Source organism: Paractinoplanes polyasparticus, assembly GCF_019710575.1.
In the GTDB taxonomy this organism is placed as follows: Bacteria; Actinomycetota; Actinomycetes; order Mycobacteriales; family Micromonosporaceae; genus Actinoplanes; species Actinoplanes polyasparticus.
In genome coordinates this window covers 19,974-33,801 of the sequence record NZ_JAHWFK010000018.1, presented here as the reverse complement: position 1 = coordinate 33,801, position 13,828 = coordinate 19,974, and the positions used below count along the sequence as shown (strand labels likewise).

The window sequence follows — 13,828 nt, the reverse complement described above, 5'->3', positions numbered from 1 at the left end:
CGGCACGACCGATGCGCAGGAGTGGCCAGTGTCCCACAGCGACGTGTTCACGACCGGCGGTCGCCGGTTGCGCTACGAGGTGTCCGGCGCCCGTGACGGGGTCCCGGCGTTCCTGCTGCACGGCACGCCCGGCAGCCGCATCGGTCCCAAGCCCCGCGCCGGCGTGCTCTACCGCCTCGGCATCCGGCTGATCAGCTACGACCGGCCCGGTTACGGCGGCTCCGACCGGCACCGCGGCCGCACGGTGGCCGACTGCGCGGCCGACGTGGCGGCCATCGCCGACGACCTCGGTCTCGACACGTTCACTGTGGTCGGCCGGTCCGGCGGCGGGCCGCACGCTCTGGCCACCGCCGCCCTGCTGCCCGCCCGCGTCACCCGCGCCGCCGTGCTGGTCAGCCTGGCCCCGCACGACGCCGAGATCGACTGGTTCGGCGGCATGATGCCGTCCAACGTGGAGGAGTTCGGCGCCGCCTCGCAGGACGAGCCGCGCCTGGTCGAGAGCCTGCGGCTGCAGGCCGACCGCACCCGGCGCAGCCCGGTCAGCCTGCTCGACTCGCTGCGCCGCGAGATCGCCGGCCCCGACCTGCAGGTCGTCCGCGACCTGATGATGCAGCAGCTCCTGGTCGAAACGTACGCCGAGGCGACCCGCGGCGGCCCTTACGGGTGGATAGACGACGTGCTGGCCGCGCGCCGCGACTGGGGGTTCGACCTCGGCGACATCCACCAGCGCGTCCGCGTGTGGCACGGCGCGGAGGACAACTGCGTCCCGCCCGCGCACGCCCGCTGGCTCGCCGAGCGCATCCCGGGCGCCGAGCTGACCGTGCAGACCGGCACCGCTCACTTCGGCGCGATGGAGATCCTGCCCGAGATCCTGTCCTGGCTGGCCGAGCCCGCGCTGGTCGCCTGACCCCGCACCACGCACGGCCCCGGGTCCACCACCGTCCCGCCCAGCAGGTCGTCGAAGACGACCTCGAAGGCCGGATCGGACGGGTATCCGCTGTGCCCGCGTGCGGCTCGCTTGGGCTGCAACGGGTCGTCCTCGATGGTCGCCGGATCACGGAACCGCAGGTCCGGGCCGACCGCCCAGTATTTCGGGTAGGGGCACTTCTCCTTCGGGCCGGTGTCGCCGGGGCAGCTCTCCGGGCAGCCGCACCGCTCGCCGGCCACGTGACCGTCGCAGTTCTCGGCACAGCTCATCAGGCGCCATCGGTCGATGTCCGGGCCGAAGCCCGACGACGACGCCGGCGCCGCCCAGGCCAGGACCGGACCGCCCAGCGGGTCGGTCCAGCGGTACACGTTGCGCCACCGGCCACCGAGGTGGTCGTGAACCGACTCCTGCCGGTGGTAGCCGAAGTACGACGGGAAGAACCGCGCGTACAGGAACTGCAACTGCGACCCGTACGTGATCATGTAGAGCTTTTTCCCGGTCCTGCCGGCGCGCTCGCTCGTCAGATCGTCCTGCGGTCCCTCGGCGGAGTTCGCTTGCGCCGCCAGCACCGCGCAGGCGGCGATGGTGATCACGCTGCCCTGGCTGTGGCCGGAGAGCACGACACGGCCGGCCGGCTTCCTGACGGTCGACGGGGCGGGCTCGGCGATCACGTCCCGGTTGACGAGCTGCGAAGCGCGGCCGGCCACGGCGAGCACGGCCCGGCCGCCGTAGGGCGGCGGGCACAACGGATGTCCGAGGCGCGGCCAGAACGACAGCAGGTCCCAGACGATGCCGACAGTTGTCCGCAACCCCGCCTTCCGCCACGTGCCGAGGCCGAGCACGACCAGCCCGGTCGCGCCGAACGACACCACCAGCACGCCGAGCTTCCCCAGCGGGCCGGTGGCGTTGCCGGTCAGCACCGCCGGCGGATCGGCGAGGGTCAGCAGCAGCCACCCGCACGCGGCCGCCGCCACGAACACCCCGAGCCCGCCGAGCGTGGCCAGCAGACCCAGCACATGGTGGTAGCGGTACCGGATCAACGCGACCCGCCAGCGTCCGGCCACCCGGGCACGGGCCCGTTCCAGCCCGCTCTCGGCCGTGTAGTCCTGGCAGAGGCGCCGCTCGAAGTCGTCACGGTCGAACAGGAAGACGAAGTACGCCACGATCGCCACGGCTACGACCGCGCCGACCAGCCACTCCGCCTCCTGTTCGAGCAGGGCCGGGCTGAAGTCGCCGGGCCGCAGCCGCCAGGCGGCCACCACGAGGCCGGCGGCCAGGGCGACGAGCAGCGCCCACCAGGCCCGGCGCCGGAGCAGCCAAGCGGCCAGGGGCAGCAGGGCGATCACGAACACCAGGGTGAGTCCGCCCCACACGGCCGCCATGATCCAGTAGACGGTCGCCACCTCGATCAGGTGCGGCTCGCGCGCTTCGCCCTCCAGCACGGGGTCGCCGAGCGCGCGGGCCGTCCAGAAGACTGCGGCGGCGCTCATGCCGAGCCCGATCGCCGCGCCGAGGGCGGCACCCATCCAGCCCGCCAGGCCCCCGAAGAAGGGCTGGAACGGCTTGGGCACGTCCCTCAGGTCCTTGCCCTCGGCACAGGTCGCGAGGCGCAGGGTCACGACCAGCAGGACCAGCAGCGCGAGCCCCAGCAGGAGGCAGACGCCGTTGGCGAAGGCCGCGAAGTAGGCGCCCGCCCCGCGCGGCCCGGCCGGTCGCACGTGATCCAAGCCGACCGCGGCCAGGGCGACAGCGGCGAGCGCGGCGACGACGGTCGTGTAGCGCGCGACGAGCATCGGGAGGCCGAGTTCGGTCGTGTCGTGCCCGTCGGAGGGCACCACGGCCGGGCGGTCGCCGTCCTGGCGCCGGCGGCCGGTCGGGGCGGGCGCGGCGATGACGACGTACAGGCCGCTGACCAGGCCACCCACCAGGGCGACGGCCACGATCGCGCACAGCACGGTGAACACGACGTCGAGGCCGGCCCACTGGCGGATGTCGCCGAGCATGGCCAGGGCGAGCAGTCCCGCGACCGCGCAGCCGGTCAGGACGTGCGCGGCGCGCTGTGACGAGGTCTGCTGCGGGCCGCGCCAGAAACCGGCGTCGCCGACGTCCCCGTTGCTGCCCGGACGTTCCGCCCGCGGCACGCCCGGCGGCTCGGCCTGGAACGTCAGGCGGTCGAACTGCCAGAAGATCGCGAGCACGGCCAGCGGCAGCACCGACGCGACGACCAGCCGGGCGCCCGGCGAGCGCCGGCCGAACCACTCGAGCAGCCAGAAGTCGCCCTCGCAGGCCCCGGGCACGCATTGCCGCGCCAGCACGCTCCACGCCAGATAGCAGGTGGTGACGACGACGGTCACGGTCAGGATCAAGCCGAGCAGCCGCACCACGCCGTCGGCGAACCGGTCACGAGGACGGCGGTCGTCCGGCATGAGCAGCGCGAAGCGGGCCACGTTGATCAGCGCGAACGGGAGCAGCAGCAGCCACAGCGCCCGGGACGGGGAGCCGGCGGTGTAGCGGCCCCAGTGGTATCCCTCGACCACCCGGTCGGGCGGGGTGTCGTGCGTACGCCGGAAGATCCGGCCGTCGTCGTCGCCGGCCACCTGGGCCGGCCACGGATCGTCCAGCATCGACTCGATCGGTGTGCCGCTGACGCCGTGCACGCGAAGCTCCACGACCTGTTCCATAGGGGCTCACTATCCGCCGCGGCGCGCTGGGCGCAGTCAGCTGCCTTACTCCTCACCCTCCCGGGTATAGGAATGCCTCATGACCACGTTCGTTCTCGTCCCGGGGGCCTGGCACGGCGGCTGGTGGTACGAACCGCTCGCCGCCGAGCTGCACAAACTCGGGCATCAAGCGCATTGCGTCACGCTGGCCGGCCTCTGGCCCGACGACGACCTCACCCGGCGGCCGGTCAATCTGTCGGCCCACGTCGAGCAGCTCGACACCCTGGTCGAGGATCTGACAGCCGGCGCCGGCCCGGTGGTGCTGGTCGGGCACAGCTACGGCGGCCAGGTGATCAACGCCGTGGCCGACCGCGGACCGGCCCGGGTGAGCGCGCTGATCCACCTCGACACCGACGTGCTCGACGACGGCGAGTCGTGCTGGGACGTCACCACCGAGGACAACCGGACGTACTTCCTCCACTCGGTCGGCGCCGACGGCCTGGGCCTGGCGCCGATGCCCTTCTTCGACGAGCGGGCCCGGCCGCACCCGTTCGCCACTCTGCTGCAGAAGACCCGGCTGACCGGCGCGTGGAAGTCGGTGCCGATCAAGCGGTACGCGGCCGCGCTCGACACCCCGGGCGGCCCGCAGGCGCCGGTCTCGATGGAACGGGTGCGCAACGACCCGGACTGGCAGTACGTGGAATGGCCGACGACCCACAACGTGCTGCGCGACGGCCCCGAGCGCGTGCTGGGCCTGCTCCGCGACCTGTGACGACGAGGCGGCGGTAGGGTTCGGTCGTGCCACCCGAGACGATCGAGCACACCTCCACGCTCGTGTACTTCGGCGACGACGCCTTCGCCTATGCGGGCCGGCACCGTCATGAGGGCCTCATGCCGGTGCACACGCACAGCTTCGTCGAGATCGCGATCGTGTCCGAGGGTGAGGCCGTGCACCACAGCCTCAACGGGCGCCAGCCGCTGACCGTCGGCGACACCGTGCTGCTGCGCCCCGGCGTGTGGCACGGCTACGAGGACTGCCGCAGCTTCGAGGTCTACAACCTCTGCTTCTCGGCCGAACTGCTGCGGCAGGAGCTCGGCTGGACCCGCGACGACCCGCTGCTCGGCCACCTGCTCTCCCAGGGCCCGTACCTCGAACGGCGCCGCGGCATCCTCACCACCCACCTGGGCCCGCACGAGCGCGCCGAGTGCTTCGCCCACCTGGACGCGCTGGCCGAGCTGCGTACCCAGCCGCAACACCTGCACCGCACCGACATGATCGCCCGCGTGGTGCTGGCGCTGGGCTGCGTGGCCAGGGCCGTCGGCGACGGCGTCCGCTCCGAACCGGTGCATCCCGCCGTCCTCGAGGTCATGCGACGCATCGAGGCCGACCCGGCCCGCAACTGGACGCTGAGCGACCTGGCCGAGGGCCTGCACCTGGCCCCGGGCTACCTGGTCCGGCTGTTCAAATCGGTCACCGGCCTGCCGCCGGTCGCCTTCCTCTCGCGTCATCGGGTCGAGCTCGCGGCCGAGATGCTGCTGCACTCCGACCGTACGGTCCGGGCCATCGCCGAACGGGTCGGCTGGCCCGACCAGAACTACTTCGCCCGGCGGTTCCGAGCCCACTACGGCCTGACGGCAACGGAGTACCGCACCCGCTTCACCCGAGGCGTCGACCTGGGCGCTGTCCGCCGGGGTGCTCCGCCCGCAGCATCACACTGACGGCGTACGGCTCTCGGTCGCTGACGATCTCGCCGGCGTACCGCAGGCCGAGCCGTTCCATGACGGCGCGCGAGTTCGTGTTGTGCCGCAGCGTGCACGAGACGACGGCCTGGGCGTCCAGCACGTCGAACGCGTGGGCCAGCCCGGCCCGCCCGATCTCGGTCGCGTAGCCGCGTCCCCGGTGTTTTTCCCGAAGAGCCCAGCCGAGCTCGTACCAGTGCGCGTGCGCCCCGAGGTGCGCGGCCCGCACCCACGGCTCGTCCGGAAGGAACGTGTACAGCTGCCCCCAGTCGGCATCGACGGGCGGCCGCGACAAACCGCCCCGCCCGACGACCTCGCCGCTTCTCCGGTCGTACGCGATCCACTTGTGCACGCCCTGACGCCGCCAGGCCTCCCCCATGTCCCGCGCCGACTGCTCCACCTGCTCGTAGGCCGGCTTCACGCGGCCGTACGAGGGCCACACCGCGTCGTCCGAGAGCACGAGCCACAGATCCCGCGCGTTTCCCGCTCCGACCGGCTCGAGCCGGAGCCGATCGGTCAGGACGACCATGCCGCCCGCAGGCGTTCGGCACAGGGGCGGCGCTCCTCGGCGGTCACGAGTTCCGGGTGCGCGCTGGAGCCGAAGAAGCCGTCCGGCTCGTGGTCGAACATCTTCGAAGCGTAGAGCCGTCAGGCTTCCGCGCCTTCGAGCGCCTGCTCGGCGCGCTCCGGGTTGCCCTCGGCCAGGCCGCGGTCGATCGAGCGGCGGGCCGCCAGCCACATGCCGACGCCGACGAGGAAGACCAGGCCCTCGGTGACGGTCAGCGCCCAGATGATGCCGGGCAGGCCGAACAGGTGGTTGCCGAGCAGCACGATGGGGATGAACAGGACGCCCTGCGACATCGACATGATGATCGCGGGCCGGGCCCGGCCGGTCGCCTGGAACAGCGAGGTGATCAGGCCCGCGAAGCCGTTCGCGACCGTAGCCACGAGCTGGGCCGCGAGGATCGTGACGCCGATCGTCAGCACCGCGTGGTCGCTCGAGAAGGCGGAGAGCACCTGCTCGCGGAACACGAACACCGAGCCGCCGAGGACGAGCATGACCCCGCCGACGGTGATCGCGGACGCCCGGAGCGCCGCGTAGAGGCGGGCGCGGTCGCCCTTGCCGTACGAGTAGGCCAGCAGCGGCAGCACGCCCAGCGTGACGCCCATGATCAGGAACTCCGGCACCTGCGCGATGCGGACGGCGACGCCCATGGCGGCGAGCGGGCCGTCGCCGTAGGCGGCTGCGAGGTTGTTGAGCACCAGGACAGTGACGATCATGAAGGCGGACTGGAGCAGCTCGCCGACACCCACCCCGAAGACCGGCTTGACGACGTCCGGGCGCAGCGTGAACCAGCGCAGGGCCAGGCTCACGTGCTCGCTGTTGCGCTGCAGCCAGTACGCGAAGTAGGCGACCGTGGCCAGGTTGGCCAGCCCGGTGCCGAGCGCGGCGCCGGCCACGCCCCAGTGGAAGACCAGGATGAACACGACGTCGAAGGCGACGTTGGCCACCGTGGACAGGATCAGCCCGTTCATCGCCTGGCGCGCGGCGCCCTCGGCCCGCACGATCTGCTCGAGGCAGAACGCGGCCGCCAGCACCGGCACGAACGCCAGCATGACGGCGACGTACTCGCGGGTCGTGGACGCGGCCGCGGTGTCCGCGCCGAGCAGGGTGACCAGCGGATGCAGGAGGAGCAGCCCGGCCCCGCCGACCACCACGCCGGCTGCGGTCGAGCTCCAGACGGCGAACGACGAGACATGCTTGATCTCGGCGGCCTGGGCCGGGTCGTGCTCGGCCGCGCCGAACAGCCGCGAGATGAGCGCCCCGCCGCCGACCCCGAACACGCCGCCGATGGCCATGACCAGGCCGAGCAGCGGCGTGCCGAACGTGATGGCGGCGAGCAGCGCGGTGTCGTGCTGCGAGCCGAGGAACCCGGCGTTGATCACGTTGTAGACGGCGCCCACGATCATCGCGGCCGCCATCGGCACGCACAGGTGCGCGAGGGCCCGCAGGATCGGCGCGGTGGACAGGTACCAGCGGTTGGAGGTGGCGGCGGTCATGGTTGCCTCTTTCGGGAGATTTCGGGCACCACGGAGCGCACCGCGGCGCAGCTCCGTCCTGAGGGCAGGGCGGAGCGCGCGGCGGCGGAACCGGCGCGATGCGGGTGTGGTGCTGGAGGGTGTTAGCGGGTCGGTTGCGGCAGTTCCGCGGTGATCTTCCGGAGGAGAGCTTGCAAGGTGGCCCGCTCGGCGTCGTCGAGCGGAGCCAGGATGGTCTCGTCAGCGGCGGCCATCGCGACGTCGAATCCGGCGATCAGTTCCCGACCGGCCGGCGTGGTGAAGACACGCTTGACGCGCTCGTTGCCGGGCTCGGACCGCCGCTCGACCAGCCCGCGCCGTTCGAGCCCCTGCAGCAGACTCGAGACGCTGGCCGCGCTCGTCCGGGTGATCTCGGCGAGCTCACGCTGGATCGCACCGGGCTGCTGGGCGAGGTAGCCGAGCACGAAGCTCTGCTCGAAGCTGAGCTCGCGCGCTCGCACCCAGTCCTCCGCGGCCCTGCGCTGGGCCCACCCGATCCAGCGAACCAGTTCGAGGGAGGTGGTGAGCTTCGGCGCGTCCATACTCAGAACTCTAACTGTTAGAGCCCTAACCGTCAACGGGCTGGCAATTTTCCTGTGGGCCACGGAACATCCGCTCCGATGGCCACTCAGCCCTCCGACAAGTCAGAACGGGTGGGGATCGAGGGTTCGGTGGACGTAGCGGCCCTCGCGCAGCGCCTCGACGGCGGGGTGGTTGTCGCCCAGGAGGTCGCGCAGGCGGCGGACGGCCTCGCGCTCCACCGCCGGGTCGTGGCCCTCGAGGTCGGCCTTGATCAGCGAGAGGTTGGCTTCGGCGCGGGCCGTGTCGGGGTGGCTGTGGCCCAGCAGGCGCTCGATGCCGGCCACGACGGGCACGATCATGTCGTACGCGTCGGGGACCGCGCCCCACTCGGCCGTGAAGATGGCCAGGTTCATGCGGGCGGCCAAGGTGTACGGGTGGTCGGGGCCCAGCCTGCGGTCGAAGCCCTCGACGGCCTCGCGTGCCAGCCGCCTCGCCGTGCCCAGGTCGCTCAGGGCGCGGGCCACCGTCGCGCGATTGTTGAGGCACGTCACGGTGTGCGGGTGGGAGGCGCCCAGGCGGGTGCGGTACGAGCGCTCGACGCGGGCCATCTCGTCGCCGGCCGTGTCGGGTTCGCCGGTGGCCAGCAGGTTCACCGCGCGGGACAGGCGGCAGGCCAGGGTCTCCGGGCCGTCCGGGCCGAGCAGGCGGTTCAGGTTGTCGTAGGCCAGGTCGAGGCGGTTCGCGGCCTCGCGGGAGCGGCCGGCGCTGCGTTCGGAGACGGCGAGGTTGGTCATCGTGCTGTACGTCTTGGGGGCGTTGTCGCCGAACGCGCGGCGGTGCCGGGCCAGGACGTCCTGGAGCAGCGTGATCGACTCGACGTACTCGCCGGCCTCGCGCAGGTCGCGGCCGTAGTTGTTGCCGACCTGCAGGGTCAGGATGTGGTTCTCGCCCAGCACCAGGGTGCAGCGCTCGTACAGGTGCCGCTCGCGGTCGCGGGCCTCGCGCACCCGGCCCGACAGGCGCAGGGAACTGGCCAGGTTGTTCATCGCCATCATCGTGCGCAGCTGGTCCTCGCCGAAGTTCTCGACCCAGGCCGCCGTCGTCCGCTCGTCGAGGCGCAGCGCGTCGGCGTACAGGCCCAGCGCGCGCAGGCTGGCGCCCAGGCCGCCGGCCGTGGTCAACGTATGCGGGTGGGTCTCGCCCAGCAGGTCGCGCTGCTCGGTCAGCACCTGCTCGTCCAGGGCCCGGGCCTCGGCGAAGTCGGCCCGGTCGCGGACGATGTTGCCCAGGTTGAAGCGCAGGTACAGCAGCTGGCGGCTGAGCGAGTCGCGCTCGGCCGGGTCGGTGAGCTGGTCGCGCAGCTCGGTCCAGCGGCGCACGTACTCCTCGGCCAGGCGGCGGCCGTCGTTGTAGCCGCCGGACTGCCACACGTAGCGGACCCGGTCGATGATCAGCCGCCGGACCGGTTCCTCGCGGGACAGGTATGCCCGGGAGACCTCCAGGTGCGGCCAGAGCTGCCGGAACCGCGGCCAGTTCTTCGGGTCGTCGACCTCGCCGGTGGGCCGGGCCGCGGCCAGCACGAGGTGCACCTGGCGGCGGGCCTCCTCGATCTGCTCGGGGGTCATCCGCTGGCGCACCACGTGCTGCACGATGCGGTGCACGTGGATCTGGCCGCCGCCGACATCCAGCTTGAGCAGGGCCAGCCGGTTGATCTGCTGGATCAGCGAGCCGCGGTACATGGCGTCGGTGACCATCGGGTCGAGCGGGCGCAGCAGGTCGGCCATCCGGTCGCCGTAGATCAGGTCGAGGGCGATCTGCGGCGCCAGCACCGAGCACAGGGTGAGCAGCCGGTAGGCCGCGGCCGAGCGCTCCTCGAGCCGCTTGAGCGACAGGTCCCACACCGATTCGAGGTTGGCCGGGCCGTACTGCTCGATGTGGCGCAGATAGTCCTCGACCGGGGCGCCGGTGTCGGCCAGCCAGGCGCCGGCGGCGGCCACGGCGATCGGCAGGTCGCCCAGCAGCTCGGCCAGGCGGGACGCGTCGTCGGCGCGCAGGCTGGGCACCCGCCGCCGCAAGTGGGTGATGCTCTCGCGGCGGTCGAAGACGTCGACCGGCACGGTCTGGGCGTGTTCACCCCAAGCGGCGTCGCGCGAGGTGACGATGACATGGCCGCCGGGGCCGCTGGGCAGGAAGCGGCTGACCACCGCGATGTCCTCGGCGTTGTCGAAGATGACCAGCCAGCGGCTCAGCGTGCGGCCCCGGCGCAGCGCGCTCAGCACGGCCTGGGCCTGGTCGGCGATGCCGCCGTCGGGGGCCAGGCCCAGTTCGCGGGCGAGGTCGGACAGCTGGGTGTCGACGAAGGTCACCGGGTCGGCGTCGATCCACCAGACGAAGTCGTACGCGTTGCGGAACCGGTGCGCGTACTCCATAGCCACCTGGGTCTTGCCGATGCCGCCCATGCCCTGCAACGCCACCGGCGACGCGCCCGAGAGCACCACCGGGCTGCCGCTGGCCAGCAGCTTGGCCCGCAGGTCCTGCAGGTCCTTCTCGCGACCGGTGAACTGGACGTTGCGGATGGGGGCGTTGAACAGCACGGTGGAGCGGCCGGGGTAGCGCAACCCGACGCGGCTGCGGTCGAAGTCGTCGACCGGGTGCCCGACCAGCCGTAGCAGCCGGGTCACGGCGACCTCCTCGGCCTGGCCGGACAGGAAGGCGGAGTCGCTCTCGGACTGCCCGCGCAGGGCGCTCACGTCGGAGACGTAGGCGACCAGCGGCGTACGGGGATCGCTGCGGTCGCGAGGGACGCGGGCCTGCTCGGCGAGCGCGTTGGCCGCCGACACCACGGTGAGGACGCGGCCCGCCGGCGTGCGCGCGTTGTCGGCGTCCGGGTCGACGGCGACCGCGTTGACGGTGACCCCCGCGGTCTCGAGCACCTTGCCGATCCATTCGGCCCAGACCCGGTCGTCGGGCGCGTAGCGCAACGCGATCGTCGACTCGGGCAGGATCGACGGGCGCACGAACCGGGCCGCCGTGCGCTCGCGCAGCGACTCCTCCATGGGCGGCAGCGAGGTGATCGCGCCGCCGGTGATGTAGCCGGTCAGCGTCTCGTAGGCGGCCAGCATGGAGCTGCGCGAGCCGGGCCGGTCGCCGAAGGTGGCCAGGGTCTCCTCGTACGCGTAGAAGGGAACGTACGGCACCTCGACGGTGGACCAGTAGGCGTCGCGCTCGGCCGCCGACATGCCGCCGGGGAGCCCGGTGAACCGCTGCCGGGCGGCGATCCGGCCCGCGTCGGCCCGCTTGAGCTCGGCCAGGTCGACCCGCATGGGCACCGGCAGGATCCTGATCTGCCGGCGGCCCTGCTGCGACGAGACGTTGGCCGCCACCGTGGCGGCGCCGTCGATGCCCTGCTCGCTGAATGTGAAGCAGTCGATCAGCACGTCCGGCATGTGCACCGTGCAGATGCCGGCGACGTCGCTCCACCCGGTGCGGGAATCGATGAGGGCGTAGTCGTAGTGCCGTTTCATGTCGTCGCGCAGCGCGTCGAACAGCTGGCCGCCGCCCAGCCGCTCGTAGAACTCGTCCCAGTCGCGCTCGTAGACGCTGCGCGCGTAGTCCTGGTTCTGGCTGCCCGCCGCCAGGAAGTCGAGGGTGCCGCCGTTCGGGAAGCGGTCCCAGCCGATCGTGAAGGCGTGCCGGCTGACCCGGGCGTAGTCGCGGTGCCAGTCGTCGTCACGCTCCACGTCCTGCAGGGTGGCCTGCTCGTAGCCGCGGACCAGTTCGATCACGCCGCCGGAGCCGGCCAGCGCCTCGGGGTCGATGAACGGCCGGAAGAAGCGGTGAAGGCCGGGCGATTCGAGGTCCCAGTCGGCCACCAGCACCCGCTTGCCGTTGGCGGCCAGGATCCAGGCCACATTGGCCAGCGCCATCGTGCGCCCGGTGCCACCCTTGTACGAGTAGAACGTGACGACCTTCCCGTCACGGCCGTCGGTCATGCTGGTTCCCCCGTGATCCTGGGCAGGGTCGAGTCGGCGCCCTTGGGCAGGAACACCGGGGCGTTCCGGCGGTACGCGGTGCACGCCTGGTCGATGATGGACGGCATCCGTTCGACCAGGCGGTCGGCGTCGCGCAGCAGGGTGATCCGGCTGCGCGCCACCCCGGCCGTGACGAGGGTATCGGCCACAGTGGCGTGCAGGGTGGCGCCGCGCGCGGCGTACTCGGGATCGGAGCGATCGGCCACCAGCAGCACGGTCGCCCACTCGGGGATGCGCCCGGCCACGACGGAGAGCCGTTCCAGGCCGTCGGGACTGGCCGCCGTCCACGGGTCGATCAACACCAGCGCCGCGCCCTGCCCGAGCGCGGCCAGGTCGCCCGGCCGGTCGACGATGCGGGTGGGCTGGCCGAGCCGTTCGGCCACATTGGCGACGTACTCGGCGACCGGGAAGTGCTGCAGATCCCGGTACGGGGTCCAGGCCCGCGCCGTCGTGCCGTACGACCCGGCCGAGCGGCCCGCCGGCAGGTCGGCCCGCCCGGGTGCGAGCACGGCCACGGTGAAGACGATCTCGCTGGCCGCGGTCGGTTCCGCGCTGACCTCGTCGATGGCGACGGCGAGGGGGGCCGGGCGCGGGGCGTCGGCGGCCAGCGTGACGATCCGGTAGGCCAGCCGCCGGACGATCGTGCGGTACTGCCGGCGGTAGAGGCTGAGCCTCGACATGGCCTGCAGGCCCTCCTCGGCGTACTCGGGAATGCCGGCGCCGAGCCGCAGCGCCGCACCCTTCTCGCGCTCGTGCTCCCAGGGCGGCCAGGGCACCCAGAGCACCGGCACCAGGAAGCGCTCGGCCAGCGCCGGGTCGGCGTAGCGGCTGATGAACGAGGCCCGCTCCCGCAGCGGCCACGACTTGTTGAAGTACCCCGGGGACAGCAGCGAGACGAAGACGTCCGTGCTGCTCAGCACGTCGGCCAGCGCGGTCTTCCAGTCGGCCAGGGGCTGCACGAGGTCGTCGTAGTAGCCGACCGGGGTGCGGCGGTCTGCGCCGACCAGCCGGGCCACCTCGGCCGACAGCTCGGTGAACAGCTGCCCGGCCCAGTGGTCGGTGTCGGGGCGGTCGTCGGCGCGCAGCCGCACCGAGTGGCCGTAGCTGAGGTAGAAGTAGTAGCGCGGCTGCGTCATCGGCCACCCCTTTCGAAGGTGGTGCGCAGGTCACCGGGCCCGGGCACGTGCAGCGGCTCGACCCGGAAGTGCCGGCGGACGCGTTCGACGTGCTGCGCGATGCGCCAGACGATGGCCTGATAGATCGGTTCCTTGCCGGTGCGCAGCAGGCCCAGCAGCCCCTCGGCCTGGTAGTCGGCGCGGAAGTCGTCGCGCAGCCGGGTCGGCATGAACAGGTTGACGCCGGCGACGGCCGGCGGCAGCGGATCGGTCAGCGGCGTCCACAGCACGGGGACGATCGCGCTCTCGTCGTGCACCGCGGGGCCCTGCCGGGGCACCACCTGCCGGCGCGAGAACAGGTCCCATTCCCGCGCGCACCATTCGCTGCCCGACAGATACGGGCTCGACAGCAGACAGATGAAGACCTGACAGGTGCCGGCCGCGTGCAGCAGCCGCCGCTCCCACAGTTCGCCGCCGCCGCGGGTGACGTCGAGGAAGCCCGGGTCGCGCCCGGGCACCGAGCCGATCAGGTTGTTGACGTCCTCGGTGAGGTCGTCGAAGAATCGCATGACGAACCGGTTGGCCTCGCGCGGCGGGCCGGCCCCGAACGCCGGCGGGTCGGGCCGCCAGTAGCTCAGGAAGAAGACCGGCGCCGCGGGATCCTCCCGCTCGGCCGCCTCTGTCACGCTCACATCCTGTGCCACAAGACGCTCAGTCAACCATGTGATCGCAACCTCCACGAGGGACAGTGGC

General features: G+C 72.3%; 10 protein-coding genes. 3 read left to right on the top strand and 7 right to left on the bottom strand.

Features of this window, described 5'->3' with window-relative positions; translation table 11 throughout:
• Positions 1–28 precede the first annotated feature (28 nt).
• The gene (locus tag KXC43_RS18990; protein ID WP_221377424.1) at positions 29–907 is read left to right on the top strand and encodes an alpha/beta fold hydrolase; all 879 of its coding nucleotides are present in this window, start codon (positions 29–31) and stop codon (positions 905–907) included.
• Here KXC43_RS18990 and KXC43_RS18985 read toward each other — a convergent pair.
• A complete protein-coding gene (locus tag KXC43_RS18985) occupies positions 838–3,609 on the bottom strand; it encodes a hypothetical protein (protein ID WP_221377423.1) in 2,772 nt (923 codons plus the stop codon). The genes KXC43_RS18990 and KXC43_RS18985 overlap by 70 nt on opposite strands.
• Positions 3,610–3,688: 79 nt before the next feature.
• Between KXC43_RS18985 and KXC43_RS18980 the strand changes: the two genes are divergently transcribed.
• Together KXC43_RS18980 and KXC43_RS18975 are read left to right on the top strand one after the other, a co-directional pair.
• Positions 3,689–4,360, top strand: coding sequence for an alpha/beta fold hydrolase (locus KXC43_RS18980; protein WP_221377422.1), 672 nt, complete (start codon positions 3,689–3,691; stop codon positions 4,358–4,360).
• Between the two features lie 26 nt (positions 4,361–4,386).
• The gene (locus tag KXC43_RS18975; RefSeq protein ID WP_221377421.1) at positions 4,387–5,307 is read left to right on the top strand and encodes a helix-turn-helix transcriptional regulator; all 921 of its coding nucleotides are present in this window, start codon (positions 4,387–4,389) and stop codon (positions 5,305–5,307) included.
• On the opposite strand, the gene KXC43_RS18970 is transcribed toward KXC43_RS18975, so the two are convergent.
• The 6 genes from KXC43_RS18970 to KXC43_RS18945 form a co-directional block, all read right to left on the bottom strand.
• A complete protein-coding gene (locus KXC43_RS18970) occupies positions 5,246–5,857 on the bottom strand; it encodes a GNAT family N-acetyltransferase (protein ID WP_221377420.1) in 612 nt (203 codons plus the stop codon). The two genes, KXC43_RS18975 and KXC43_RS18970, sit on opposite strands and share 62 nt — an antisense overlap.
• A gap of 119 nt (positions 5,858–5,976) precedes the next feature.
• The gene (locus tag KXC43_RS18965) at positions 5,977–7,389 is read right to left on the bottom strand and encodes an MATE family efflux transporter (protein WP_221377419.1); all 1,413 of its coding nucleotides are present in this window, start codon (positions 7,387–7,389) and stop codon (positions 5,977–5,979) included.
• Positions 7,390–7,511: 122 nt separating this feature from the next.
• Positions 7,512–7,949 carry a MarR family winged helix-turn-helix transcriptional regulator gene (locus KXC43_RS18960; RefSeq protein WP_221377418.1) on the bottom strand — a complete coding sequence of 146 codons (438 nt, stop codon included), beginning with the start codon at positions 7,947–7,949 and terminating at the stop codon, positions 7,512–7,514.
• Positions 7,950–8,051: 102 nt separating this feature from the next.
• Complete coding sequence (fxsT, locus tag KXC43_RS18955; RefSeq protein ID WP_221377417.1) at positions 8,052–11,921, bottom strand: FxSxx-COOH system tetratricopeptide repeat protein; 3,870 nt, start codon at positions 11,919–11,921, stop codon at positions 8,052–8,054.
• The gene (gene fsxC / locus KXC43_RS18950; RefSeq protein ID WP_221377416.1) at positions 11,918–13,096 is read right to left on the bottom strand and encodes an FxsC protein; all 1,179 of its coding nucleotides are present in this window, start codon (positions 13,094–13,096) and stop codon (positions 11,918–11,920) included. The genes fxsT and fsxC overlap by 4 nt, the downstream gene beginning before the upstream one ends.
• Positions 13,093–13,761 (bottom strand): TIR-like protein FxsC, encoded by a 669-nt coding sequence (locus tag KXC43_RS18945; protein ID WP_221377415.1) that lies wholly within the window; start codon positions 13,759–13,761, stop codon positions 13,093–13,095. The genes fsxC and KXC43_RS18945 overlap by 4 nt, the downstream gene beginning before the upstream one ends.
• Positions 13,762–13,828 lie beyond the last annotated feature (67 nt).